Source organism: Gemmobacter nectariphilus DSM 15620, from assembly GCF_000429765.1.
Taxonomy (GTDB): domain Bacteria; phylum Pseudomonadota; class Alphaproteobacteria; order Rhodobacterales; family Rhodobacteraceae; genus Wagnerdoeblera; species Wagnerdoeblera nectariphila.
Genome location: NZ_AUCM01000012.1, coordinates 1 through 24,103, shown reverse-complemented (window position 1 = coordinate 24,103; position 24,103 = coordinate 1). Strand labels below are relative to the sequence as shown.

Sequence of the window (24,103 nt, the reverse complement as noted above, 5' to 3'; positions counted from 1 at the left end):
CGAAAGAAAGGAATTCTGCCAGTGATTCCTTGTGGAAGGGTCTCACAAACACGAAATCGGTCCTAGAAGGAGAACCGATATGCGTTTGAAAAAGGTAACGGTGCTGGCGGCAACTCTGGCGGCGGCGATGGTGGCGATGCCCGCCCTGGCCGATGCGACCAAGGGCCGTCTTTCGGTCAGCGGCGAGGGGCGGGTGGATGCACGCCCCGACATGGCCGTGATCACGCTGGGCGTGACCACCCAGGGCGCCACGGCCGCCGAGGCATTGGCCGAGAACAGCGCGCGGCTGGCCACCGTGCTGGCGCAGCTCAAGGCAAGCGGCATCGCGGATCGCGACCTTCAGACCTCGGGGCTGAACCTTGGGCCGCGCATGGATTATTCGCGCGATGGTCAGCCGCCCAAGGTCGTCGGCTATGAGGCGTCGAACACCTTGACCGTCCGGGTGCGCGATCTGGCGGTGCTTGGGGGCGTTCTGGACAAGGCGGTCGGGGACGGGGCGAACACCTTCAACGGGCTCAGCTTCGGTCTTGCTGATGCGACGGCCGCGCTGGACGAGGCGCGTGTCAAGGCGGTGCAAGAGGCAATGCGCAAGGCCACGATGATGGCAGGCGCCGCTGGCGTGAAGCTGGGCCGCATCGTCGAGATGAGCGAAAGCGGCGGCGCCCCCGATCCGGTCCCGATGTATCGCAAGGGCGCGGTCGCCATGGCGGCCGAGGCCGTGCCGGTCGAAGGCGGTGAGGTCACCTATTCCGTCAATGTCAACGTGACCTGGGAACTGGCAGATCAGTGATCCCCCGCGGCGCGCGTTGCGGCGCCCGCCGCCCCCAACGCCGATTGCGACAGCGCCACGCGGCGAAGTCCGCCCCTTCAATGCAAAACGGCCCCTGCCGGTGCAGGGGCCGTTCCGTATGGCTTTCGCGAGGCGATGCCGGCTTATGCCAGCGCCAGATTGGTCGCCGATTCGCGGCCGTCACGGCTTTTCTCGATGTCGAAGGTGACCGGCTGGCCGTCCTTCAGACCGCGGATGCCCGCACGCTCCAGCGCGGTGATGTGGACGAACACGTCCTTGCTGCCACCTTCGGGGGCGATGAAGCCATAGCCCTTGGTGGTGTTGAACCATTTCACGGTGCCCTTGGCCATCGTGATATCTCCTGTCGTTGTGCCGTCCACGGAATTGCGACGGCGTGGCTCAGTCATGTCAGGTCGATAGCTGGCGGCCTTGGGCAGACAGGAGGTCGAATAGAAAGACGTCGCGGCCGACAGCATCGCAGGATTCGGCAATAGTGCAAGGAAAATCCGAGGCGCTTGACGTTCGTCGCGCGCGGCCCTAACCGCTTGGCCATGGCACGCGCACCCCTTCTGCAACTTTCCGGTATCTCGCTGACCTTCGGCGGTAATCCTGTCTTTGACGGGCTCGATCTTGTTGTCCAGCAAGGCGACAGGGTCGCCCTTGTGGGCCGCAACGGATCGGGCAAATCGACCCTGATGAAGATCATGGCCGGCAGCGTCGAACCCGATGCTGGCAGCCGGGTGGTCCCGCCCGGTGTGACCGTGGGCTATATGGAGCAGGACCCCGATCTGTCCGGCTTTGCCACCCTTGGCGATTTCGCCGCAGCCGGCCTGCCCGAAGGCGAGGGCTGGAAGGTCGAGGCAGCGGCCGAAGGGCTGCGCTTTGATCCGGCAACGCCGGTCGCCACCGCCTCGGGCGGAGAGCGGCGCCGCGCGGCGCTGGCGCGGCTGATGGCCGAGGCGCCCGAGCTGATGCTGCTGGACGAGCCGACGAACCATCTGGACATTGCCGCGATCGAATGGCTGGAAACCCAGCTGCTGGAAACCCGCGCGGCCTTTGTGCTGATTAGCCACGACCGGGCCTTTCTGCGCCGGCTGACCCGCGCGACGCTGTGGCTGGACCGGGGCGAGGCGCGCCGGCGCGAGCAGGGCTTCGAGGGATTCGAGGAATGGCGCGAGCAGACCTGGGCCGAAGAGGATGCCGCCCGCCACAAGCTGGACCGCAAGATCAAGGCCGAGGCGAAATGGGCGGTCGAGGGGATCTCGGCCCGCCGCAAGCGCAATCAGGGCCGGGTGCGCGCGCTCGAGGCCTTGCGGGCCGAACGCGCGGCGCAAATCCGCCGTCAGGGCACCGCCGCGCTGGAGCTGGAGTCCGGGCCGCAATCGGGCAAGCGGGTGATCGAGGCAGTCGGGATCACGAAGGACTTTGGTCAGGGCCCGGTGATCCGCGATTTCAGCCTGCGGGTGATGCGGGGCGATCGGGTGGCCTTTGTCGGCCCGAACGGCGCGGGCAAGACGACGCTGCTGAAACTGCTGACCGGCGAGATGGCCCCCGATGCGGGATCGGTCACGCTGGGCACCGGGCTTGAAATCGCGGTGTTCGATCAGACCCGCGCGCAGCTGGATCCCGAGGCAAGCCTGTGGGACAGCCTGACCAACGATCCGCAGATGCGGGTGTCGGGCAGTTCCGATCAGGTGCTTGTGCGGGGCGTGCCGAAGCATGTGGTGGGCTATCTCAAGGACTTCCTGTTCGACGAACGTCAGGCGCGGGCGCCGGTCAAGTCGCTTTCGGGCGGCGAAAAGGCGCGGTTGTTGCTGGCGCGTCTGATGGCGCGGGAATCGAACCTGCTGATCCTGGACGAGCCTACCAACGATCTGGACGTCGAGACGCTGGATCTGTTGCAGGACATCCTGGGCGAATATCCGGGCACCGTGCTGCTGGTCAGCCACGATCGGGACTTCATCGACCGGGTGGCCACCCAGACCGTGATGCTCGAAGGGCAGGGGCGCGCGATCGTCTATGCCGGCGGCTGGACCGACATGCAGGCGCAGCGGGCGCTGTCGGCCCCCGCAGCCGTTGTGGCGCCCGTGGCGGCGGCCAAAGCTGCGCCAGCCCCGAAACCCGCGCCGGCTGCCCCGAAAGCGGGGCTGAGCTTCACCGAACGCAAGCGGCTGGACGATCTGCCCGCGATCATCGCGCGGCTGGAGGCCGAGATCGGCAAGCTGACCGATCTGCTGGCCACCCCCGATCTGTTCACCGCCGAGCCGGTGAAGGCGCGCAAGGCCTCGGACATGCTGGCAGAACGTCAGGCTGCCCTGTCTGCGGCCGAGGAAGAATGGCTGGAGCTGGAAGAAAAGGCCGGGGGCTGAGCCGGGGCGGCTGGCCTGGTGGCGCCTTATCCCCTGCCGCGGCGTGTCGGCGCGTGCGGAGCCTCCGGCGGGGATATTTGCATCAAGGCGAAAGGGCAGGCGATGCGCTTTCCCTTTCACCTTTCTACAAATACCCACTCTACCGATGCCACCGGGCGCAACGGACCAAGGGGGCGCTGCGCCCGAAGCCGCCTGTCGTGTGCCGGCGCGGGTGGGATCAGCCGTCCAGCCGGAAGGCCAGCGCCTTGAGATAGCCGCCTTCGGCCAGTTGCGGCAGAACCGGGTGGTCTGGCCCGGCAAAGCCGGTGTGCAGGATCTGTCCGCGCCGACCGCCGCGCCCGATGCCGCGGGCGCTTGCATTGCGAAAGGCGGTCAGATCGGCCGCATGCGAGCACGAACACAGCACCAGATAGCCGCCCGGTTCGACCAGCGGGGCGGCAAGGCGGGCGACGCGTTCGTAGGCGCGCAGGCCGGCTTCGAGGGCGGGTTTCGCCGGGGCAAAGGCCGGCGGGTCGCAGACGACAAGGCCGAACTGCTGCCCCTCGGTGCCCAGCGATTCGAGGACGTCAAAGGCATCGCCCTGACGGGTCTCGAACCGGGCGGCGGCGCCCATCGCCTCGGCGCCTTGCCGGGCCAGGTCCAGCGCGGGGGCCGATCCGTCAACCGCCAGCGCATGGTCGGCCCCTGCCGCCAGAGCGGCAAGGCCGAAGCCGCCGACATGGCTGAAGACATCCAGCACGCGGCGCCCGCGGGCAAGGCGGGCGGCAAAGGCATGGTTCGGGCGCTGGTCATAAAACAGGCCGGTCTTTTGCCCGCCCAGCAGGTCGGCCATGTAGATGGCCCCGTTCATCGGCACCGGCACCGGACCAGACAGCGCGCCCCGCAGCAGGGCGGTTTCCTCGGCCAGCCCTTCAAGGCCGCGCGCGCGGCCAGAGCCGTTCTTGATGACGGTCGACACTCCCGTCACCTCGACCAGCGCGGCCAGCAGCGCATCAAGATGGGTCTCGGCCCAGGCAGCATTGGGCTGGATCACCGCCGCATCGCCGAAGCGGTCGATCACCACGCCGGGCAGCCCATCGGATTCGGCATGGACCAGTCGATAGAACGGCGCGTCATACAATGTCTCGCGCAGGGCAAGGGCGCGGCGCAGCCGGGCGGCGAACCAGGCCTGGTCCAGCACGGCCTCGGGGTCGCGGTCGAGCATGCGGGCGATGATACGGGACTTGACGTTCACCGTGACCAGCCCCAGCGGGCGGCGATCGGCGTCTTCCAGCACCGCGAGCGCGCCGGGGGGCAGCGCCTGGGTGCGGCGGTCGGTCACGAGTTCATCGGAATAGACCCAAGGGAAGCCGTGACGAATGGCACGGGCTTCGGCCTTGGGCCGCAGGCGGACGGGGGGGTAGCTGGGGGCACTCATGGCCCCGTCTACCTTGCCGCGCGTCGCCGCAAAAGGGGTCAGTTGGCGTAAGCCGCGATGATCCTGCGAGCGTGGTCGGAAAACTGCAGTTCCTGGCCGGGTCGCAGCTGGTCCTTCATCGAGACGGCGCCAAGCGACTGGGTCAATTCCCGGTCTTCGCGGGTGGCGGACATCTGGAAGGGTGTGGAAAGAAGAAGGTCGCCGCTGTCAAAGCGGTTGGTCGTTTCCGGTGCCTTGCAGGCACCAACGCAAACGAGGCCCATGACGGCCACGGTCACCGGAATGGCTTTCATAATCATGTCTTTCCGGGGTCTGACGCCCCATTCTGCTCGATAGGGTCGAGCCTAGCAGAAAGTGTCAGGATTGAGAAGCCCTTGCGGCGAAAACATGATCGCGGCGGAAACATGACTGGCGGCCCGAAAACGAAAACCCCCGGCGCTGGCCGGGGGCTTTCGTTCCTCAAGACGGCCGGGGCAGTCTCAGGCGGTGCGGGTCTGCGTGTCGCGGCCAAAGGCGCGGCGCACCAGCGCCACAAAGGCGACGGCAAGGCGGCGCACTTCACGGGCGCGCATTTCGCGGGCCTGGGCTTCGATGGCTTGCAGGCGTTCGGGGGACAGATCGTTCATGGCGTGAACTCCGGGTTTCATGTCTATTTTGCTGGTGCCAAGATGGGCGAATTGCTGCGGCTGCACAATATGCTGCGCCGCAGAACCGCCATGCTGTCTGTGCATGGCGCAGGCGCGGATGTGCCGGGCCAAGGGGCGTTCTTGAAAGGTTAGCGCTAGCGGCGTATGTGTCATGGACCCCCGACGATCCAGTCCGGCCAGGAGGCGCCATGCCGCTCGACCCTCGCATTCGTGCCGTGACCGACCGTATCCGCAAACGGTCGGAAGCCCTGCGCGCGGCCTATCTGGAGCGGCTGGCGCAGGCGGTCGAGGCGGGTCCGGCGCGCGCGCATCTGGCCTGTTCCAACGCGGCCCATGCCTTTGCGGCCAGCGGGGCGGACAAGGCGACGCTGGCGGGCGGGCGGGCGCCGAATATCGGGATCGTCACCGCCTATAACGACATGCTGTCGGCCCATCAGCCCTATGAGCATTACCCCGAGCGGATTCGCGCGGCGGCCCGCGCGGCCGGCGCGACGGCGCAGGTGGCGGGGGGCGTTCCGGCCATGTGCGACGGGGTCACCCAAAGCCGCCCGGGGATGGAGCTGTCGCTGTTCTCGCGCGATGTGATCGCGCTGGCGGGCGGCGTTGCAATGAGCCACGATTGCTATGACGCCGCGCTGTGGCTGGGGATCTGTGACAAGATCGTGCCGGGGCTGGTGATGGCGGCGGCGAGCTTTGGCCATGTGCCGGCGATCTTCGTGCCCTCGGGGCCGATGCCATCGGGCCTGCCGAACTACGAAAAGGCCAAGGTGCGCCAGCGCTTTGCCACCGGGGATGCGACGCGTGAGGAATTGCTGGCGGCCGAGATGGCCAGCTACCACGGGCCGGGCACCTGCACGTTCTATGGCACGGCAAATTCCAACCAGATGCTGATGGAGATCATGGGCCTGCACCTGCCGGGGGCGGCCTTTGTCAATCCGGGCACGGCGCTGCGCGAGGCGCTGACCGATGCGGCGGTGGCGCGGGCGGCGGCGATCACCGCGCTGGGGAACGATTTCCGCCCCGCAGGACGGATTCTGGACGAGCGGGCCTTTGTCAACGGGATCGTCGGGCTGATGGCGACGGGCGGGTCCACCAATCTGGTGCTGCATCTGCCGGCCATGGCGCGGGCGGCAGGCATCGTGCTGGATGTGCAGGATTTCGCGGATATTTCCGCTGCCGTGCCGTTGCTGGCGCGGGTCTATCCGAACGGGCTGGCCGATGTGAACCATTTCCACGCGGCGGGTGGGATGGGCTGGCTGATTGGCGAATTGCTGGCAGCCGGGCTGGTGCATGACGATGTGGTGACCGTGGCGGGCGACGGGCTGGAGTTGTATGCCCGCGATCCCAAGCTGATCGGGGGCAAGCTGGCCTGGCAGGACGCCCCGCGCGAGAGCCTGAACACGCGGATCCTGCGCCCGGCGGCCGATCCCTTTGCCCCGACGGGGGGGCTGGCGCAGCTGTCTGGCAATCTGGGGCGCGGGGTGATCAAGGTATCGGCGGTGCCGGCAGATCGCCATGTGATCGAGGCCCCGGTTCGGGTGTTCCACGATCAGGAGGCCGTCAAGGCCGCCTTCCGGCGCGGCGAGTTCACCGATGACGTGGTGGTGGTCGTGCGCTTTCAGGGGCCGCGCGCCAACGGAATGCCGGAGCTGCACGCGCTGACGCCGGTATTGGCGGTCCTGCAGGATCGCGGGCTGCGGGTGGCGCTGGTGACCGACGGGCGGATGTCGGGGGCCAGCGGCAAGGTGCCGGCGGCGATCCATGTCTGCCCCGAGGCGGCCGATGGCGGGGCGCTGGCAAAGCTGCGCGATGGCGATGTGATTCGGCTTGATGCCGGGGCAGGGCTGCTGGAGGTGCTGACCCCCGGTGTTCTGGACCGGGCGCCAGTGGTGGCGGATTTGTCGGGCAATGCCCATGGCACCGGGCGCGAGCTGTTCGCGCGGCTGCGGGCCGAGGCAGGGGCGGCGACCGAGGGGGCCTCGATCATCCTCTAGGGTGCTCCCGCAGGGCGGTTGCCCGCGCAGGCGCGTGCACCTTCCTTTGGGCCGGGCCGCGCGTTCCGCGCGGTGCCTCCGGCGGGGGTATTTGGGGCAAGATGAAGCCGGGGCGGTCCTGACGGCGGCGGCGGTGGACCGTGGCCGCCGCGCAGGGTGCCGCAGGGGCCGGGGTTGCAACCCATCGGCGGTTGCGCCACCTTTCCGCAATCAGAGGCCGGGGGCGAACCCGGCACCGACAGGGAACCCGGATATGCCGATCAAGAACCGCTTCGCCGAGCTATTGCCCGAAATCACGGCCTGGCGCCGCGATTTCCATGAGAACCCCGAGCTGCTGTATGATGTGCATCGCACTGCCGGGGTGGTGGCCGACAAGCTGCGCGAGTTCGGCTGTGACGAGGTGGTCACCGGCATCGGCAAGACCGGCGTTGTCGGCGTGATCCGGGGCCGTCAGACCGGATCGGGCAAGGTGGTGGGGCTGCGGGCCGATATGGACGCGCTGCCGATCACCGAGATCACCGGGGCGGAATATGCCTCGAAGACCCCTGGCCTGATGCATGCTTGCGGCCATGACGGCCATACCGCCATGCTGCTGGGCGCGGCGAAATACCTGGCCGAGACGCGCAATTTCGATGGCACCGTCGTTCTGGTCTTTCAGCCGGCCGAAGAGGGCGGGGCCGGTGGCCTTGCGATGGTCGAGGACGGGCTGATGGATCGCTGGGGCATCCAGGAGGTCTATGGGATGCACAATTCGCCTGGCCTGCCGGTCGGGGAATTCGCGATCAAGCCGGGGGCGCTGCTGGCCTCGGCCGACGAGATCGAGATCACCGTGATGGGCAAGGGCGGCCATGCGGCCATGCCGCACAAGGCGGTGGATACCACGCTGGTCGCCAGCCATATCGTGGTGGCGCTGCAGTCGGTGGTGTCGCGCAATGCCGATCCGCTGCATTCCATCGTGGTCTCGGTCTGCACCTTTCAGACCGACAGCCCGGCGCATAACGTGATCCCGCAGACCGTTGTGATGAAGGGCACGGTGCGCACGCTGGACCCCAGCTTGCGCGATCTGGCCGAGGCACGGATCCCGGCGATTGCCGCCTCGATCGCCGAGGCCTTCGGGGCGCGCGCGACGGTCGATTACAAGCGCGGCTATCCGGTGACGATGAACACGCCGGAAAACACCGCCTTTGCCGCAGCCATTGCCGAAGAGGTGACGGGCAAGCCGACCAACGATGTGACGCCGCAGATGCCGGCCGAGGATTTCGCCTATATGCTGGAAGCGCGGCCCGGCGCCTATATGCTGATCGGCAATGGTGACAGCGCATTCTGCCACCACCCTGCCTATGATTTCGCCGATGAGGCCATTCCCTATGGCTGCAGCTGGTTCGCCACGCTGGTCGAACGCCGTATGCCCCTGTCGGCCTGAGGAGGACATCATGCCTGTCAAGAACCGTATTGCCGAAATGCAGCCCGAGATCGCCGCCTGGCGCCGGGATTTCCACGAAAACCCCGAACTTCTGTATGAGGTGCATCGCACGGCGGGGGTCGTGGCCGACCGCTTGCGCGCCTTTGGCTGTGACGAGGTGGTCACCGGCATCGGCCGAACCGGCGTGGTCGGGGTGATCCGCGGCCGCCAGACCGGATCTGGCCGTGTGGTGGGTCTGCGCGCCGATATGGATGCGCTGCCGATCACCGAGACCACGGGGCTGCCCCATGCCTCGAAGACGCCGGGCGTGATGCATGCCTGCGGCCATGACGGCCATACCGCCATGCTGCTGGGCGCCGCGCAATATCTGGCCGAGACGCGGAATTTCGACGGCACGGTCGTCGTGATGTTCCAGCCCGCCGAGGAAGGCGGGGCCGGCGCGCGTGCCATGTGCCAGGACGGCATGATGGATCGCTGGGGCGTGCAGGAGGTGTACGGGATGCACAACTGGCCGGGCATTCCGGCGGGCCAGTTCGCCATTCGCCCCGGCCCGTTCTTTGCCGCGACCAACACCTTCACCATCACGATCACCGGCCGGGGCGGCCATGCTGCCAAGCCGCATGATACGGTGGACCCGACGGTCGTTGCCTCGCAGATCGTGCTGGCGCTGCAATCCATCGCCTCGCGCAATGCCGATCCGCTGGATTCGATCGTGGTGTCAGTGACCTCTTTTGTCACCAGCTCGCAGGCGTTCAACGTGATCCCGCAATCGGTGCAGCTGAAGGGCACGGTGCGCACGCTGCTCAAGGAGACCCGCGCCCAGGCGGAACAGCGGATCCGCGCGATTGTCGGCAATACCGCCGCCGCCTATGGGGCCACGGCGGACATCGACTATATCGAAGGCTATCCGGTCATGGCCAACCACCCGGACGAGACCGACCACGCCCGCGCTGTCGCCGCCGAGATCTCGGGCCAGCCGGTGCTGGAGGTCGCGCCCACCATGGGGGGCGAGGATTTCGCCTATATGCTGGAAGAGCGCCCCGGCGCCTATATCCTGGTCGGCAATGGCGATACGGCCAGCGTGCATCACCCGGATTATGACTTTGACGACAGCATCATTCCGGCAGGGTCTTCCTGGTATGTCGGCATGGCGGAATCGCGGATGCCGGTGGCCTGAGCGGGCACGGGGCTTTCCTTGCGACGGGGGCTGCCCTACATCGAAGGGCAGGCCCCTTCCGGGCCATAAGGAAAGACCATGGGCCATACCATCCGCCAGATTGCCGCCGCGCTGGGCGCCGAAGCTGCGGGCGATCTTGACCTGATCGTTACCCGCGCGGCCGAACCGGCGCAGGCGGGGGCGCAGGATCTGGCGCTGGCGATGGATGCGAAATATGCAGACGGGCTGGCGGCAGGCGCGGCGCAGGCCGCCGTTCTGTGGCCGGGCGCCGACTGGCAGGCGCTGGGGCTGAAGGCCGCGATCTTCGTGCCGCGTCCGCGTCTGGCCATGGCGGGGATCACCCGCGCCTTCGATCCCGGCCCCGATCTGGCGCCGGGCATCCATCCGCTGGCGGTGGTCGATCCCTCGGCCATGATTGGCGAGGGGGCGGCGATCGGCCCCTTTGTCGTCATCGGGCGCGATGTGCGCATCGGGGCGCGGGCGCGGATCGCCAGCCATGCCAGCATTGCCCGGGGCGCGGTGATCGGGGACGATGCGCTGATCCATTCGGGCGTGCGCATCTGCCACCATGTCACCATCGGGGACCGGCTGGTGGCCCAGCCCGGCGCGATTGTCGGATCCGACGGGTTTTCCTTTGTCACCCCCGAGAAATCGGGGGTCGAGGAAATCCGGTCCACCCTTGGCGAGCGTGAGGAGATCCGCGCGCAAAGCTGGCTGCGCATCCATTCGGTCGGCGGGGTCGAGATTGGCGACGATGTGGAACTGGGCGCCAATGCCACCATCGACCGTGGCACGATCCGCGCCACCCGGATCGGGCGGGGCACCAAGCTGGATAACATGGTCCATATTGGCCACAACGTGCAGGTCGGGCAGGATTGCCTGTTATGCGGGCAGGTCGGCATTGCCGGGTCCTCGCGCATTGGCGACCGGGTGGTTCTGGCCGGGCAATGCGGCGTGTCGGACAATATCTTTGTCGGCAATGACGTGATCGCCGGCGGCGCCAGCAAGATTTTCACCAATGTGCCTGCCGGGCGGGTGATCCTTGGCAGCCCTGCGGTCAAGATGGAAACCCAGGTCGAGATCAACAAGGCGCTGCGCCGCCTGCCGCGCCTGATGCAGACGGTGGCAGAGCTTCGGAAAATTGTTACAGGATCCGTGCAAAAGGACGGTGCCGATACGGAGGGGACATGAGCGTCAAGGACAGGGTTATTGCCATCATCGCGGAACAGGCGGTTCTGGATGTGGCGGATGTGACGATGGACAGCACGCTGGAAAGCCTGGGCATCGACAGCCTCGGGCTGGTCGAGTCGATCTTCGCCATCGAAGAGGCGTTCGATGTGTCCGTGCCCTTCAACGCGAACGACCCTTCGCAAAGCGACTTCGACATCTCGTCCGTTGCCTCGATCGTTGCGGCGGTGGAAAAGCTGGTGGCGGACCAGCACGCATGAAACGGGTGGTCATCACCGGCGCGGGCACGGTGAATGCGCTGGCGCAGGATGTGCCGGGCACCCTGGCCGCGATGCGCGAGGGGCGCTGCGGCATCGGCCCGCTGGACATCCGCGACCGCGAGCGGCTGTCGATCAGCATCGGCGGCCAGGTGCGCGGCTGGGAGGTCGAGGCCCATTTCAACCGCCAGCAGATCGCGCTCTATGACCGGTTCACTCAGTTCACCCTGCATGCCGCGCGCGAGGCGATCACCCAGTCGGGCCTGGTGTTCGACGACCAGCTGTCGCTGACCTCGGGTGTCGTGCTGGGCACGGCCGGGGGCGGGGTGAACACCTGGGATGAAAACTACCGCGCGGTCTATGAGGACGGGAAGAACCGCGTTCATCCCTTTGTGGTCCCGAAGCTGATGAACAATGCTGCCGCCAGCCATGTCAGCATGGAATGGAACCTGCGCGGCCCGACCTTTACCGTGGCCACGGCCTGCGCCAGTTCGAACCATGCCATGGGGCTCGCGTTCCAGATGGTGCGCTCGGGCGCCGCCACCGCCATGGTGACCGGCGGCTCCGAGGCGATGCTGTGCTTTGGCGGCATCAAGGCCTGGGAAGGCCTGCGCGTGATGTCGCGCACCGCCTGCCGACCCTTCAGCATGACCCGCGATGGCATGGTGCAGGGCGAAGGCGCCGGGGTTTATGTGTTCGAGGATTACGACCACGCCCGCGCGCGTGGGGCGCATATCCTGGCCGAGGTGGCGGGCTTTGCCATGTCTTCGGATGCAGGCGATATCGTGATGCCCTCGGCCCAGGGGGCAGAACGCGCGATTTCCGGCGCGCTGCGCGATGCGGGGCTGAACCCGTCGGATGTGGGCTATATCAACGCCCATGGCACCGGCACCGCCGCCAATGACAAGACCGAATGCGCCGCCGTGGCTCATGCCTTTGGCCCCCATGCCGACCGGCTGATGATTTCCTCCACCAAGTCGATGCACGGTCATTGCATCGGCGGCACCGGCGCGGTGGAGCTGCTGGCCTGCCTGATGGCGCTGAACGAGGGCGTGATCGCGCCCACCATCGGCTATGAAGAGCCGGACCCGGAATGCGCGCTGGACGTGGTGCCGAATGTCGCCCGCACGGCGCGGGTGGATGCGGTGCTGTCGAACGCCTTCGCCTTTGGCGGGCTGAACGCGGTGATCGCGCTGCGCCGGATCTGACAGGCGGCGCCCCCGATGGCCCGGCCGTCTGCGGCGGGCCGAGCCATGGCGCACCTGCCGCGCGCGTGGGTTCGCCACACTGCTTCCCCATCACCTTTCCGAAAATACCCCACGGGGAGGCGACGGCAGGTCGCGCCATTGGTTCGAGAACCAACCGGCGCGGAGGGGTGTGAAACCCCTCCAGCGGTCTGCCAAGGGGCGCTGGCCCCTCCGACCCAGGGGCCGCGCCAGGGCCGCATGCGCCCCGTTCCAATGGCCTGGCCCGGCCGCACATCCGGCGGCGCCTGCGATCCGGGCGGCTCGATGGGCCGTTGCCCGACCCTGGACCCAGGGCGCAGGTCCTCCCGACCTCGCGCCCCACCGCCATGAGGTGCCAGACCTGCGAACGGGGCGCCGAAGCGCCGATGACCCTCGCCGCCGCGCGAACGGGGTGCAGACCCCCCGAAGGCAAGCGCCAAAATGAATACGGGGGGCCGAAGCCCCCCGCCATCGCCTTGGGGACTTTCGCCCCGCCGGCTTATTTTTCCCAGCTCATCGCCGTCAGATCGTCGATCGGCGCCGGCCAGTTTTCCCACAGGCCTTTCAGCCCCGCCTTGGCGACACCGGCCTTGGCCAACTGGAACAGATAGCCGTTGACATAGTCCTTGGCGATCATTTCCTGGGCGGCCTTCAGCAGCTCGGAGCGTTTCGCGCCATCCACCGTCACGGCCAGCTCGTCCATGATCGCCTTGAACTCGGGCTTGCCATACTGGAAGTAATACTCCGGCCGGGCATAGATCCCGATGTCCATCGGCTCGACATGGCTGATGATGGTCAGGTCAAAGTCCTTGCCCTTGAACACCTGTTCCAGCCACTGCGCCCATTCGAGGTTCGAGATTTCGGTCTCGATGCCGACGGCACGCAGCTGGGCGGCGATGATCTCGCCCCCGCGGCGGGCATAGGTCGGCGGCGGCAGGGCCAGACGCAGTTTCAGGTTCGACACCCCCGCCTCGGCCAGCAGGGCCTTGGATTTTGCCGGATCATAGGCCGACAGGCCGGTCAGATCGACGTAATCGGGGTTATGCGGCGCGAAATGGGTGCCGATGGGCGTGCCATAGCCGAACATGGCGCCGTCGATGATTTCCTGACGGTTGATCGCATGGGCAACCGCTTCGCGGACCTTCACATTGTCCAGCGGCGATTGCTTGTTGTTCATCGCGAGGATGGTTTCACCCTCGGTCGAGCCTTCCAGCACCTGGAATTCCGGGTTGCCGACGAATTGCGCCAGCGTCTCGGGGGCCGGGAAGTTCGGGAAATAATCCACCTCGCCGGTCATCATCGCGTTGAAGGCGGCGGTCGGGTCCGCGATGATCTTGAACGTCGCCGAGGTCAGCGCCGGCTTGGTGCCCCAGTAATCGGGGTTCGCCGCCAGCTCGATGCTGTCGCCCTTGGTCCATTTCACGAACTTGAACGCGCCGGTGCCGACCGGGTTGGTCGCATTGCTGGCCACCGATTCCGGGCCCAGGATCACCGCATCGCCCCAGGCCATGTTGAAATCGAAATTGCCGGTCGGCGATTTCATCGTGACCTTGACGGTTAGCGGGTCCACCACCTCGACGCTTTCGATATTGGCGAACAGCTGCTTCTGCGCGTTGGTGCTGCCTTCGGCGGTGGCGCGTTCCAGGCTGAACTTGACGTCTTCGGCGTCCATCGTGGTGCCGTCGTGGAACTTCACGCCGTCATGCAGGTGAAAGGTCCAGACCTTGCCGCCCTCGGTCACGTCCCAGCTTTTGGCCAGCAGCGGCTGGATCGCGCCATCGGGGCCAAAGCGGGTGAGGCCTTCGTAGATGTTGATCTGGGTGACTTCGCGGATCGCGGCCGCCGCGCCCGAGGTCGGGTCGAGGTTTGGCGGCTCGAGCACCAGGCCCACGGTGACGCTGTCTTGCGCCATGGCCGTGCCAGCCATCAGGGCCAGCGCCGCCACCGAGAGTTTCAGGCGGTTGAACATAAGGTTAGCCTCCTTGTCGCGGGGTCTGCGCCCCGATGTTGTCATGGCGCGATCACGCCATGTCGCGCTTACAAAAGCAACTCTTTCAGGGTCAGCGCCATGACGCGGGCGCTGTCCATCATGTCATCGACCCCGACCCATTCGTCGGGCTGGTGCGCCAGATCCAGAACGCCCGGCCCATAGGCGATGCAGTTCTTCAACTTGCCGATACGGTCGATGTGCTTCTGGTCGTAGGTGCCGGGCGAGACGACATATTCCGCATGTTTCCCCAGCACCTTGGCAATCGCGCCGGCCACGGTCCGCACCACGGGGGCGGATTCGTCGGTCATGCTGGGCTGGACCTCGAACAGATCGCGCACCTCGTATTCAAAGTTCGGCCGTTCTGCCTTGACCCGTTCCAGCAGGGCCGAGATTTCGCCCTTCACGTCGCGGATGTCTTCCTCGATCAGAAAGCGGCGGTCGATGATGATGCGGCAGCGGTCGGCGACGCACGGCGCGGGCAGGCCGGTGAACCCCGCTTCGGGTTCGGGCTCGCCGCCGTGGATCGAGTTGATGTTCATCGTCGATTGCCGCGCCCCGGCTGGGATCACCGGCATGGCGGTGTGCTTGGTGGTCAGCAGCGGGTAAAGCTGATGTTCCATCTGTTCGAGCACCGCGCCCATGTGGCGGATGGCGCTGTCGCCCAGGAACGGCATGGACCCATGGGCAATTCGCCCCTTGGTCTCGATTTCCGCCCACCACACGCCGCGATGGCCCAGGCAGATGCGGTCCTTGTGCAGAGGCTCGGGGATGATGACGTGCTGGACGCGCTCGGGGCTGAAATAGCCCTTTTGCGCCATGTAGGCCACGCCGCCATAACCGCCCGATTCCTCGTCGGCGGTGGCGGAAATCTCGATGGCGCCCTTGAATTCGGGGCAGGCGGCGATGAAGGCTTCGGCGGCGATGATGCTGGCGGCCAGCCCGCCCTTCATGTCGCAGGCGCCGCGGCCATAGACCTTGCCATCTTCCAACTCGCCCCCAAAGGGATCCTTGGTCCAGCCGTGGCCGACCTCGACCACGTCATGGTGGCTGTTGAAATGCACGCATTCCCCGGCCAGCCCGCCCTCGCGCCGCGCGAGCAGGTTCCAGCGCGGATAGGTCTCGCTGTCGCCAGGGGCGCCATGGGCGCGGATGAATTCCACCGTGAACCCCTGCGGCTCCAGCCTTGCGGCCAGATAGTCGCAGATTTCCCGGTAGTTGCGCCCCGGCGGGTTCAGCGTCGGGATGCGGATCAGGTCTTGCGTCAGCGCGATCAGATCGTCGCGGCGCGCGGTGATTTCGGCAAGGATGCGTTCTTCGGTCATGATGCTCGCACGATGCGACAGCGCGGTGCCATCTGCAAGAGTGCGAAAGCGGATGACGGTCGGGATGCAATTTGCCATAACCGTTCCCAGATCAGTTTGACATATTTTTACAGGGGGGCCTCATGGCCGATTTCGACGCAGCGATCCGCCAGAGCGAGCAGGAGATCGCCAAGGCTCAATCGCGCATTTCCGCCATCACCGCTCAGGTCGAGGCCGCGCGCGCCAAGATTGCCGAAGGCGGCCCCGAGATCGACATCGAGACGGCGACCTTGCAAGATGTCCACCAGCACACCGAATTGATGAACGCGAACATCGCCGAGCTGATCATGGGGCTGGACGATGTGACCGCCGCCTTCTCGAAGGATTTCGACGAGATGCGCAGCAAGACCGGCTGGGAAAGCTTTGTCGGCGTCTTTTCCAGCGGCAAATCCGAATCGATGCGGCAAGAACGCCTGCGCTCGGCCTCGATCGACACGAAATTGCAGGATCTGATCGCAAAATCCGATGTGATCGTGCGCCTCTTGCAATCGCAGCTCGACCTGCTGAACACCCAGAAGGTCAAGGTCGAGGGCAATCTGGGCGAAACCCTGGCCGAGCGCGAGGCCGTGGTTGGCCAGCTGGAAGCCGTGCGGGCGGAGATCGCGGCCATGGACCCCCGGCTGATCGAGCTGGAAAATCGCATCTCGATGGAACAGGACGCGGCCGCCCGCACCAAGCTGGAAACCGATCTGGCGGCGCTGAACGCGCGCCACAACGCCTTGGTGCAGGACGAACAGGTCATGCTGGCCAAGTCCCAGACGCTCGAGCGCTATATCGAAAAGGGCAAGACCTGGGTCGACAGCCTGACCAACCAGGCGGCGACCCAGCTGGTGCTGATCAACAAGCTGCAAACCGACACCAAGCAGCGCGTGGTGCTCTATGACGCGCTGGTCAAGTCGCTCAAGACCGCGCAGCAGCAGGACGTCGCCCACCGCATCAACGAAATCGGTGTGCAGACCGACAAGGAGGCGCAGGCCGCCATGGCCGCCATCGGCACCGCCACCAACCAGCGCATGGCCGACATGCTGGAAGCGCACGAGGATCACATGGTCTTTGCCCGCAAGGTGCTGGAACAGAAGGCCAAGGCCGACGAACGCTTTGCCCGCCGCTTTGCGAAGATCGTCGAGAAGCACGACAAGAATCTCTACGGGCAAGAGTGATCCGCGGCGATGCCCGAGCCCGCCCCCGACCATACCGAGCTTTATGACGATCTGACCGCCCGGCGCTATTTCGCCAAGTTCGACCGCATCACCGGCCATATGCCGCGGGTCGCGGCCGAGCTTGAACGCGACGGCCACCTGACGCGGCCCGAGCTGCGCCAGATCGCGACCTATATGGAGGCGCTTCAGCGCAGCTTTCAGGCGCTGTCGCTGAAATACCTGATGACGGGCCGCGCCGAAGGGCCGGGCCTGCGCCAGCGCCTGGCCTTTGATCGCCATGAAAGCGGCTTTCCGGTGGCCTCGGAACTTCTGTTCATGGCCAATGATGCCGCCCAGGCCATGGGCCATCTGAACGACATGCCCTCCGAGGACGAATTGAAGGACCGCATGGTCCGCCAGATCGTCGGGGACCAGACCATCCCGACCGGGTTGCAATATGCGCTGGCCCAGCGGCTCTATTATCAGATGCTGGTGCAGGGCGGGCTGTTCCTTGCCCGCAACGATGTCCAGGCCCAGTGGCTTTCGGGCGTCGATGGCCACCGGCGCACCTGGCTCTTGTCCTGGGCGGTCTATGACACGCTGGTCAACCTGCCGGTGATCTACCTGATGGAGATCGAGGATTCGGGCCGCACCGCCTTGCCGCGCGATGACCGCCGCTGGCCTGCGGTGCAATCGCATCTGATGGCGCAATCGCTTAACGGGCTGAAACTGCTGACCATCGCCCAGGGTCTTGATACCGATTTCGACGACCTGCACCCCAAGGTGCTGAAACGGCTGCATCTTGGCCCGATGTATTCCTCGGTCTTCACCTTGCAATCGGGCCCCATCGGCGAGGTGCTGGCCGAGGCCAGGGCCCCCACAGGCCAGGACTGGGCCCTGGTCTGGACACTGGAACGGCTGGTCTCCTCGGGCAGCCAGATGGAAAAGACCGGCTGGTTCTCCACCGCCGAACGCCAGACCTTCGCGCTCGACCCCTTCATGGGGCGCGGCGCGGAAACCGGCGCCAGCGCGACCGACCGCTTCGTCATCCTGCCCGAAACTCCCTATCAGGTGCTGGCCGAACGCAACCCGCCCGGCTTTCACGATGTCACCCGCTTTGTCGTCTCTCCCAGCGGCCATGTGATGAAGGTGCGCTAGATGGCCGCCACCCCGCAGTCTTGCCCTGCCTCGCGAACCACGGCACCCGCCCGCGCGTCCGTCGCGCCGCCGCCCGCCGCCCCATGCCCCGACCGGCTGCTTTGCCTTTTTCCAAATACCCTGGGGGTCCGGGGGTGAAACCCCCGGCCTCTCCGCCCCAGACCGGAGCTTGCCATGTCCAGCCCCCGCGACACGATGGAACTGCGCGAAGATGCGATCCGCGCCCATTACGCCCCCGCGCTCGCGCTGCTTCAGGGGTTCGACCACGCGCCGCGCTTGACCCAGCCGCGCAGCCCTGAGACCGCCCCCGAACGCTCGCCCGGCACTCCCGCGCGCGCGCGGTTCCGCTCGACCACCCCGGGCCTTGTGACGCGCCCGACGGCCCGGCCGGGCAGCGTCCACCTGCTCGACCGGATCGAGGCTGCCGCCGAGGATGGCCTTCCCACCCCCGCCATCGCCACCGCCGCCCAGTCGCTGCGCCGGGCGCTGGCCATCGCGCTTGCCATGGGCCAGACCTTTGCCGAACGCACCGGGCTGACCGAGCTGAAAAAGGCCAACCTTGCCAGCCCGCTGCCCGATGCGCGCCGCGCCGAGTTCACCGAACTGCTGGCGGCCGAGGCGCTCGTCGTGCTGCAGACCTTTGCCAATAGCCTCGCCTTCCTGATCGCCCCGCAGCTGGGCGAAACCACCGTCGAGATCGGCGGGGTCGACGAGGTTCTGACCGACAATCCCGTGCTTGCGCTCCATGGCGCCCTGTGGGAGCTCGATCAGGACATCGCAGCCTTTGCCAGCGACGATGCGCGCCTTCTGGCCATGCTTGCCGCCTATGCCGAAGGTCTGATGGCCAAGGTCCAGGCCCGCGCCGAAACCGCCCCCCGCCTTGGCGCCTTCACCGGGGCCAGCTGGCACATCGAGGCGGATGGGCTCAGCATCGCCGGATTCGCCCCTTCGGCCAAGACGCGCGGCACCGTGCTGACCATGGCTTTCAAAAAGCCCTCCGAGGTGATCGGCAATCACATCGCCAAATATCAGGCGATGAAACTGGCCAAGATGCTGATGGCCTATGATTTCGACCGCAAGCTCAACCCCTTTGCGGAACTGGGCGGTTTCATCTTCACCTTCATGGGCGATGGCGCGCCGGGCACCGGCAAGACGACGCTGATCCAGATGATGGCGGGGCTGCTGAACGATTATTGCAAGGCGGCGGGCTATCCGTTCCGCTATCAGAATTTCAGCATCGACCAGATCGACAGCTATCAGGGCAAATCCGCCCAGAATGCGAAATCCTTCATCGCCAATATCCTTGACCCTGCGGTGATCGGCTTTGGCACCATCGACGATATCGACCAGATCGCCGGCAAGCGCGGCGATCGCCAGTCATCCGCCGGCCAACAAGAGGTCACGGCGGTGTTCATGGAGGCCTTTGCCGGCGCCAATACCGTGGTGCGCGGCAATTGCACCTTTGGCATGTTCTCGAATTTCCCGGAAAATGTCGACGATGCCCTGCGCCAGCGCGCCGGCGCCCGGTTCCTGGTCGATGGCCCGCAATCGCGCGCGGATTACATCGACATCCTGACCCTGCTTCTGGGCAAGAACCATGCGATCCCCTTGGGCGAGCATCAGCTTTACGCCGCCCAGGCGATCCAGCGCGCAGTGGCCGACAGCTTTGCCTCGCACAACCGCCCGCACGAGGACGGGCTGCGCAAGGTCTGGGATCGTGTGACGGCCGATGGCCCGCTCGACACGCTGGCCAAGCTGGGCAGCTACCTCAAGGCGATCCAGACCGCCGACCCCCGCTTTACCGGCCGCGCGATCAAGAACATCACCGATGCCATCAAGGTGCGGGCGATGGATGTGGACCTGCCGGACGAGTGGATGGAAAAGCCCGACCTGTTCCTGTTCCAGCCCTATGACCGCAAGGTCCAGATGCTGCGCGAGATGATCCGGCCCATCACCGTCGAGATGGTGGTGCAGGAAATCAACCGCTACGCCGACAGCGAATTCCGCTATGCCGACAAGTCGGACGAGGTGGCGATCAGCAATATGGTGCGGGATATGGGGCGGGCCGAGGAAGCGAAACGGCGGTATCTGGAGGGGCGGGGGTGAATGGCATGATATTGCTTTGCGCGGTCAATCTGGCGGGGTTGCCCCTGGCCCTGTGGACGGCGCGCCGCGTCTGGACGCGGCTGCCCTCCGGCACATGGCTGCGCTGGCATTGGGCAACGCAGGCAGGTGGCGCCGTCACGTTTTTTCCCAGCGTGATAACGATTGTGATGCTCTCCGAGCTCGAGGGCGCCTCTGCCATCGCCGTGATAGGCTTCCCCCTCGCAGCGGTGACAGTCCTCGTGTTGGTGCTCGCAGCCCGAGAACGGCGGGCCGAGACCAAAGCACAACGGCCACACGGAAGGAACGCCTGATGGCCTATCCCGCCGCCACCCCCGGCCTTCTGGCCATAGCGGCGCCGGTCCTGATCGTGCTGACCGCCTTTCGCGCCCTGATCGGCGCCGCCCGGCGGCCCGATGGCAAACGGGTGCGCCAGATGGGAGCGGTCGCCGTGGTGCTGGCCACGCTGGTCAGCGCCCTTGCGCTCTGGTCCGAGGATGTCGTGCTGACGCTGCCCGCTGGCGCGTTGTGGCGGGGCGACCTGCTACCCTTTCTGCTGGGCGACCTCGCGATTCTGGCAATGGTCTGGACCTTGGCCGCCCTGATGACAATCCGGCTTGCGCGCCGCTTCGGAGCCCGCCCATGAAACGCCTCATCGAAAAAGGCCTGATGTTCGGCAATCTGGTGGAAATCGCCAGCCCCGCCCTCGTCGCGCGCTACAACCGCGCGCTCAAGGCACTGACCGGGCGCGAGACGCAGCTTCAGGACTTCCACATCGACATTTCCGGCTATTCGCCCGAGGTCGGGGACGAGCTGGGCGATGATCTGTATCTCAACCCCGATGGTGCCAACCGGCAGTTCATCTTGCTGACCACCGCGCAAAAACATGCGCCGCTGCTGAATGCCAAGTTCTCGACCGCGCGCGGCATCCTGCGCCAGTTCATCGATGCCAATGAATCGCAGCTCTTTGCCCTGACCGCCCGGGATGCGGTGGCGGGCGAGCTGCAAAACTCGGTCTACGAGCTGTCGAACCCCGCGAAACTGTTCGACATCCGCCGTATCACGGTCGAGGCCGATACCATTGGCCATCATGTCGCGGATGCCGGCAAGCTGACGAAATTGATCGAGCGGTTCCGCACCGAACCCGATGGCTGGCGCGACGATGTGCTGATCGCCGACATGATCGGGCTGGCGAAAAAGACCGGCGATGTGACGCGGGTGCCCATCGCGCTGCCGGCCATGAGCTTTGAGCAGCCGAATTACTGGACCAGCCATTTCGGCGGGCTCTACATCTTCCGCAAGGTCGCAGCGCCTGCGGCGATCACCGTGGCGCCGCCTGAAAGCCTTGGCCCGCTGCCGATCGGGCAAGTGATCTGGCTGCGGCAACGGAACATGCTGGCCGACTGGCTGGGCAAGAACGGCCTTGTCGAAAGCATCGTCACCGCGCGCGGCGTCGATACGGCCGCGCTGCTGCGCCAGAAGATGGATTTCGTGCTGGTCGCGGCGGCGGACAAGCTGGGGTTGGATCTGGCGGGGGCCAGCCGCGGCGATCTGCGCCAGATCGCCCGCAAGCTGGGCCCCGCGCTGCCCGAAGAGTTCAAGGGCCTGGCCGCCGTGCTGCGCTGGGCCGAGACCGGGGGCGACTGGCCCGAGATCCGATCGGACCACCCTGCCTATTTCTACCTGCTGCGCGCCGCTCAGGGGCCAGACAAGGGGCTGGTCAACATGCTGCTGTCGGAGCTGTCGCCGCTGGATGTGCGCCAGCTGTATATCTGCCACAAGGAGCTGTTCTATCACAGCTATGCCCAGTGGTCCGATGCCAAGCGCGGCTGGGTGGCCGAGTTTCTGGAACGGGAATACAAGATCGACAAGGCCGGGGCGCGGGCCGCGCTGTTCGGCCCCGAACCTGCGATGGACGAAACCCCGCGCCCCGCACCGCGGCCCGCCGGGCCCTGGACCGGCACGCCGATCCAGGCGGTCGGCCCCTGGGGCGCCTTGAGGAAAGGGCGGACATGATCGGCTTCATCCGGCTGGGGTTCTTTCTGCTGATCGTTCTGTCGGTGCTGTATGTGCTGATCTCGGTCTATGCCCGCTCGCTGGAACGCGAGCGGCTGGAAAAACGCTGGGACAGCGGCCATGGGACTGGCGAGCGCGATGCCTATATCGAGGAGGGGATGGCACGATACCAGAAATCCTTGCGCCGTCGGCTGCTGTGGGGCGTCTATATCGTGCCGGTGGTGGTGATTTCAGTTCTGGTCTATGTGCTGAACTTCGGGTGAGCCTGCGCGCCGGGCGCAGACAGCAAAGCGGAGAGTGGGATGCAGTGGTTGGTCTGGTTGGTCGTCGCGGTTGCTGTCGTCGGGCTGTTCGGCTGGCTGATGATGCAGCGCGAAGGCAAGCTGCGGTTCGTCAAGTGGGGGGTGCTGGCGATGGTGGCGCTGCTGATTGGCAGCGTGCTGCACTATAACCTGCCGCAACATGACATCGTGCGCATTGTCGGCACCGACAGCAAGCGCATGGACTTTGGCGAGAATTCGTTCTTCTGGGCGGGCCCCGATGTGGGCGCCGGCACCGACGGGCTGACGCGCGATGTGTTCTTCATCCAGACCGTGCAGCCGAACGGCAAGCCGATGGTCTATCGCAACGAGGATACCGGCTGGGGCTGGCCGCCCTATTTCAAGCTGAACAGCTACAACCTGCAGACCACGGCGACGGAACTTGTGTCCACCAAGGAGGCGCCGAAATGGGTGGCGGTCACCCATTACGGCTGGCGGAACGAGTTCTTCACGATCTTCCCCAATGCGATCAGCCTGCGTGAGGTCTCGGGGCCGGATGCAACGATCATCCCCTGGATGAGCATCATCATCCTGTCCTTGCTGGCCGCGCTTGTGGTGCTGATCTGGCGGATGCTGGCGCAGTTTCGCGAACGCATGATCGACCCGCTGGTCGATGAGGTGGGCGATACGATCGACGAGATCGACGCCCGCGCCGATCAGGCCCGCGACCGTGCCCGCGGTGTCTGGGGGCGGTTTACCGCCTGGCTTGGCACCTGGGGCGGCAAGCCGCGCCGCTGACGGGTGGGCCGCCTCGGGGGGCATCGAGCCCCCGCTCGGCGGCGCGGCCTGCGCCGCCTGCGCCATGCCCCGGCCGCTGGTGGTAGGGGATGGCGGGAGAAGCAGTTGGCCTTGCGCAGTCATCGGAGATCTCGCGGGGGGCGCGCTTTGGCGTCAAGCGTCAGGCAAAGCGGGGGCAAGCCTCGCTTCACCCTTGCCGGCGCGTGGGGTTTGGGGCCGGGCTTGGGTATTTGGGGCAAGATGATGCCAGGGTGCCTGTGGCGGCTGCGTGTGCATGTGCGATCCATGGTGCCCGGTCCATGACCATCAGCGTCTGCTTCGGGGAACGCCCCCTGTTTGGAATGCGCGGGCAGGCAAGCGGCGCAGAACCGAGGTGCTTCCTTGCTTTCAAGGAAGGCGTTGTCGTCCCTGGCTAGCAGACCTTCGCCGGCTGATCGCCGAGGGTTACCTGATTTGATGATGTGGACACCCCGACCCCAACCGTCGAATCTGGTTTCAACGGTTCCCCGAGAAGAAGGAGTGGTTGGATATGTCCGGAATGATCATTGGCCTCGATCTCGCGAAGAGCGTTTTCCAGGTCCACGCTGTCGATGCTGACGGAAAAGTTGTCATCACCAGAAAGGTGCGGCGCTCTCAGATGCTCGAGTTCTTTGGGAGGTTGGATCCGTGCTTGGTTGGCATGGAGGCGTGCCCCTCCGCGCACCATTGGGCGCGGGAACTTTCTGCCCTAGGCCACGAAGTCCGATTGATGGTCGCGTCCTACGTGAAGCCCTACGTCAAGCGCCAGAAG

Annotated in this window: 21 protein-coding genes and 1 pseudogene; 16 read left to right on the top strand and 6 right to left on the bottom strand. The window is 66.1% G+C overall.

What is annotated here, in order from left to right; all coding sequences use genetic code 11:
• Positions 1-79: 79 nt before the first annotated feature.
• Positions 80-790: an SIMPL domain-containing protein gene (locus G481_RS0113205; protein ID WP_028030460.1), complete on the top strand. Its 711-nt coding sequence runs from the start codon at positions 80-82 to the stop codon at positions 788-790.
• 143 nt (positions 791-933) lie between these two features.
• Here G481_RS0113205 and G481_RS0113200 read toward each other — a convergent pair whose 3' ends face one another.
• A complete protein-coding gene (locus G481_RS0113200) occupies positions 934-1,140 on the bottom strand; it encodes a cold-shock protein (protein ID WP_028030459.1) in 207 nt (68 codons plus the stop codon).
• A 201-nt stretch (positions 1,141-1,341) separates the two neighbouring features.
• On the opposite strand from G481_RS0113200, the gene G481_RS0113195 reads away from it, so the two are divergent.
• Positions 1,342-3,159: an ABC-F family ATP-binding cassette domain-containing protein gene (locus tag G481_RS0113195; RefSeq protein ID WP_028030458.1), complete on the top strand. Its 1,818-nt coding sequence runs from the start codon at positions 1,342-1,344 to the stop codon at positions 3,157-3,159.
• Positions 3,160-3,376: 217 nt separating this feature from the next.
• Here G481_RS0113195 and G481_RS0113190 read toward each other — a convergent pair whose 3' ends face one another.
• From G481_RS0113190 to G481_RS25915, 3 genes are all read right to left on the bottom strand, one after another.
• Positions 3,377-4,576 (bottom strand): RSP_2647 family RNA methyltransferase, encoded by a 1,200-nt coding sequence (locus G481_RS0113190; RefSeq protein ID WP_028030457.1) that lies wholly within the window; start codon positions 4,574-4,576, stop codon positions 3,377-3,379.
• 38 nt (positions 4,577-4,614) lie between these two features.
• Positions 4,615-4,869, bottom strand: a complete 255-nt coding sequence (locus G481_RS0113185; protein WP_154664606.1) for a hypothetical protein — start codon at positions 4,867-4,869, stop codon at positions 4,615-4,617.
• Positions 4,870-5,055: 186 nt separating this feature from the next.
• On the bottom strand, positions 5,056-5,202 hold the full coding sequence (locus G481_RS25915) for an RSP_7527 family protein (protein WP_154664605.1): 147 nt from the start codon (positions 5,200-5,202) through the stop codon (positions 5,056-5,058).
• A 209-nt stretch (positions 5,203-5,411) separates the two neighbouring features.
• On the opposite strand from G481_RS25915, the gene edd reads away from it, so the two are divergent.
• The 6 genes from edd (at position 5,412) to G481_RS0113145 (ending at position 12,470) form a co-directional block, all read left to right on the top strand.
• Complete coding sequence (gene edd, locus G481_RS0113170; RefSeq protein WP_028030455.1) at positions 5,412-7,217, top strand: phosphogluconate dehydratase; 1,806 nt, start codon at positions 5,412-5,414, stop codon at positions 7,215-7,217.
• A 253-nt stretch (positions 7,218-7,470) separates the two neighbouring features.
• Positions 7,471-8,640: a M20 aminoacylase family protein gene (locus tag G481_RS0113165; protein WP_028030454.1), complete on the top strand. Its 1,170-nt coding sequence runs from the start codon at positions 7,471-7,473 to the stop codon at positions 8,638-8,640.
• Positions 8,641-8,650: 10 nt separating this feature from the next.
• A complete protein-coding gene (locus G481_RS0113160) occupies positions 8,651-9,817 on the top strand; it encodes a M20 aminoacylase family protein (RefSeq protein ID WP_028030453.1) in 1,167 nt (388 codons plus the stop codon).
• Positions 9,818-9,895: 78 nt separating this feature from the next.
• Positions 9,896-11,008, top strand: a complete 1,113-nt coding sequence (locus G481_RS0113155) for a UDP-3-O-(3-hydroxymyristoyl)glucosamine N-acyltransferase (RefSeq protein ID WP_028030452.1) — start codon at positions 9,896-9,898, stop codon at positions 11,006-11,008.
• A complete protein-coding gene (locus tag G481_RS0113150; RefSeq protein WP_028030451.1) occupies positions 11,005-11,265 on the top strand; it encodes an acyl carrier protein in 261 nt (86 codons plus the stop codon). Before G481_RS0113155 ends, G481_RS0113150 begins: the two co-directional genes overlap by 4 nt.
• The gene (locus G481_RS0113145; RefSeq protein ID WP_028030450.1) at positions 11,262-12,470 is read left to right on the top strand and encodes a beta-ketoacyl-[acyl-carrier-protein] synthase family protein; all 1,209 of its coding nucleotides are present in this window, start codon (positions 11,262-11,264) and stop codon (positions 12,468-12,470) included. Before G481_RS0113150 ends, G481_RS0113145 begins: the two co-directional genes overlap by 4 nt.
• Positions 12,471-12,987: 517 nt before the next feature.
• Here the strand turns inward: G481_RS0113145 and G481_RS0113140 are convergent.
• Both G481_RS0113140 and G481_RS0113135 read right to left on the bottom strand, forming a co-directional pair.
• On the bottom strand, positions 12,988-14,457 hold the full coding sequence (locus tag G481_RS0113140) for an ABC transporter substrate-binding protein (RefSeq protein ID WP_028030449.1): 1,470 nt from the start codon (positions 14,455-14,457) through the stop codon (positions 12,988-12,990).
• Between the two features lie 68 nt (positions 14,458-14,525).
• The gene (locus G481_RS0113135) at positions 14,526-15,800 is read right to left on the bottom strand and encodes an acetylornithine deacetylase/succinyl-diaminopimelate desuccinylase family protein (protein WP_028030448.1); all 1,275 of its coding nucleotides are present in this window, start codon (positions 15,798-15,800) and stop codon (positions 14,526-14,528) included.
• A gap of 122 nt (positions 15,801-15,922) precedes the next feature.
• Between G481_RS0113135 and G481_RS0113130 the strand changes: the two genes are divergently transcribed.
• The 8 genes and pseudogenes from G481_RS0113130 to G481_RS26485 all read left to right on the top strand — a co-directional run.
• Positions 15,923-16,999 (top strand): hypothetical protein, encoded by a 1,077-nt coding sequence (locus G481_RS0113130; RefSeq protein ID WP_028030447.1) that lies wholly within the window; start codon positions 15,923-15,925, stop codon positions 16,997-16,999.
• Between the two features lie 9 nt (positions 17,000-17,008).
• A complete protein-coding gene (locus G481_RS0113125; RefSeq protein ID WP_028030446.1) occupies positions 17,009-18,136 on the top strand; it encodes a hypothetical protein in 1,128 nt (375 codons plus the stop codon).
• Between the two features lie 174 nt (positions 18,137-18,310).
• Positions 18,311-20,242: an AAA family ATPase gene (locus tag G481_RS0113120; RefSeq protein ID WP_028030445.1), complete on the top strand. Its 1,932-nt coding sequence runs from the start codon at positions 18,311-18,313 to the stop codon at positions 20,240-20,242.
• A 310-nt stretch (positions 20,243-20,552) separates the two neighbouring features.
• The gene (locus tag G481_RS0113110) at positions 20,553-20,885 is read left to right on the top strand and encodes a hypothetical protein (RefSeq protein ID WP_028030443.1); all 333 of its coding nucleotides are present in this window, start codon (positions 20,553-20,555) and stop codon (positions 20,883-20,885) included.
• Entirely contained in the window at positions 20,882-22,255 is a 1,374-nt protein-coding gene (locus tag G481_RS0113105; RefSeq protein WP_028030442.1) for a DUF6638 family protein, read from the top strand. The genes G481_RS0113110 and G481_RS0113105 overlap by 4 nt, the downstream gene beginning before the upstream one ends.
• On the top strand, positions 22,252-22,518 hold the full coding sequence (locus G481_RS0113100) for a hypothetical protein (protein WP_028030441.1): 267 nt from the start codon (positions 22,252-22,254) through the stop codon (positions 22,516-22,518). The genes G481_RS0113105 and G481_RS0113100 overlap by 4 nt, the downstream gene beginning before the upstream one ends.
• Positions 22,519-22,638: 120 nt before the next feature.
• Positions 22,639-23,313, top strand: a complete 675-nt coding sequence (locus tag G481_RS0113095; RefSeq protein ID WP_028030440.1) for a DUF1523 family protein — start codon at positions 22,639-22,641, stop codon at positions 23,311-23,313.
• Positions 23,314-23,842: 529 nt separating this feature from the next.
• Positions 23,843-24,103 (top strand): annotated as a pseudogene (locus tag G481_RS26485) (IS110 family transposase); the annotation flags it as partial.

What these genes read in the sequence shown, in the direction of transcription:
- G481_RS0113120 (WP_028030445.1), top strand. Translation starts at nt 18,311, where the DNA reads ATGTCCAGCCCCCGCGACACGATGGAACTGCGCGAAGATGCGATCCGC.
- G481_RS0113125 (WP_028030446.1), top strand. Translation starts at nt 17,009, where the DNA reads ATGCCCGAGCCCGCCCCCGACCATACCGAGCTTTATGACGATCTGACC.
- G481_RS0113145 (WP_028030450.1), top strand. Translation starts at nt 11,262, where the DNA reads ATGAAACGGGTGGTCATCACCGGCGCGGGCACGGTGAATGCGCTGGCG.
- G481_RS0113100 (WP_028030441.1), top strand. Translation starts at nt 22,252, where the DNA reads ATGATCGGCTTCATCCGGCTGGGGTTCTTTCTGCTGATCGTTCTGTCG.
- G481_RS0113205 (WP_028030460.1), top strand. Translation starts at nt 80, where the DNA reads ATGCGTTTGAAAAAGGTAACGGTGCTGGCGGCAACTCTGGCGGCGGCG.
- G481_RS0113110 (WP_028030443.1), top strand. Translation starts at nt 20,553, where the DNA reads ATGGCCTATCCCGCCGCCACCCCCGGCCTTCTGGCCATAGCGGCGCCG.
- G481_RS0113160 (WP_028030453.1), top strand. Translation starts at nt 8,651, where the DNA reads ATGCCTGTCAAGAACCGTATTGCCGAAATGCAGCCCGAGATCGCCGCC.
- G481_RS0113190 (WP_028030457.1), bottom strand. Translation starts at nt 4,576, where the DNA reads ATGAGTGCCCCCAGCTACCCCCCCGTCCGCCTGCGGCCCAAGGCCGAA.
- G481_RS25915 (WP_154664605.1), bottom strand. Translation starts at nt 5,202, where the DNA reads ATGAACGATCTGTCCCCCGAACGCCTGCAAGCCATCGAAGCCCAGGCC.
- edd (WP_028030455.1), top strand. Translation starts at nt 5,412, where the DNA reads ATGCCGCTCGACCCTCGCATTCGTGCCGTGACCGACCGTATCCGCAAA.
- G481_RS0113105 (WP_028030442.1), top strand. Translation starts at nt 20,882, where the DNA reads ATGAAACGCCTCATCGAAAAAGGCCTGATGTTCGGCAATCTGGTGGAA.
- G481_RS0113200 (WP_028030459.1), bottom strand. Translation starts at nt 1,140, where the DNA reads ATGGCCAAGGGCACCGTGAAATGGTTCAACACCACCAAGGGCTATGGC.
- G481_RS0113185 (WP_154664606.1), bottom strand. Translation starts at nt 4,869, where the DNA reads ATGAAAGCCATTCCGGTGACCGTGGCCGTCATGGGCCTCGTTTGCGTT.
- G481_RS0113150 (WP_028030451.1), top strand. Translation starts at nt 11,005, where the DNA reads ATGAGCGTCAAGGACAGGGTTATTGCCATCATCGCGGAACAGGCGGTT.
- G481_RS0113195 (WP_028030458.1), top strand. Translation starts at nt 1,342, where the DNA reads ATGGCACGCGCACCCCTTCTGCAACTTTCCGGTATCTCGCTGACCTTC.
- G481_RS0113135 (WP_028030448.1), bottom strand. Translation starts at nt 15,800, where the DNA reads ATGACCGAAGAACGCATCCTTGCCGAAATCACCGCGCGCCGCGACGAT.
- G481_RS0113140 (WP_028030449.1), bottom strand. Translation starts at nt 14,457, where the DNA reads ATGTTCAACCGCCTGAAACTCTCGGTGGCGGCGCTGGCCCTGATGGCT.
- G481_RS0113165 (WP_028030454.1), top strand. Translation starts at nt 7,471, where the DNA reads ATGCCGATCAAGAACCGCTTCGCCGAGCTATTGCCCGAAATCACGGCC.
- G481_RS0113155 (WP_028030452.1), top strand. Translation starts at nt 9,896, where the DNA reads ATGGGCCATACCATCCGCCAGATTGCCGCCGCGCTGGGCGCCGAAGCT.
- G481_RS0113130 (WP_028030447.1), top strand. Translation starts at nt 15,923, where the DNA reads ATGGCCGATTTCGACGCAGCGATCCGCCAGAGCGAGCAGGAGATCGCC.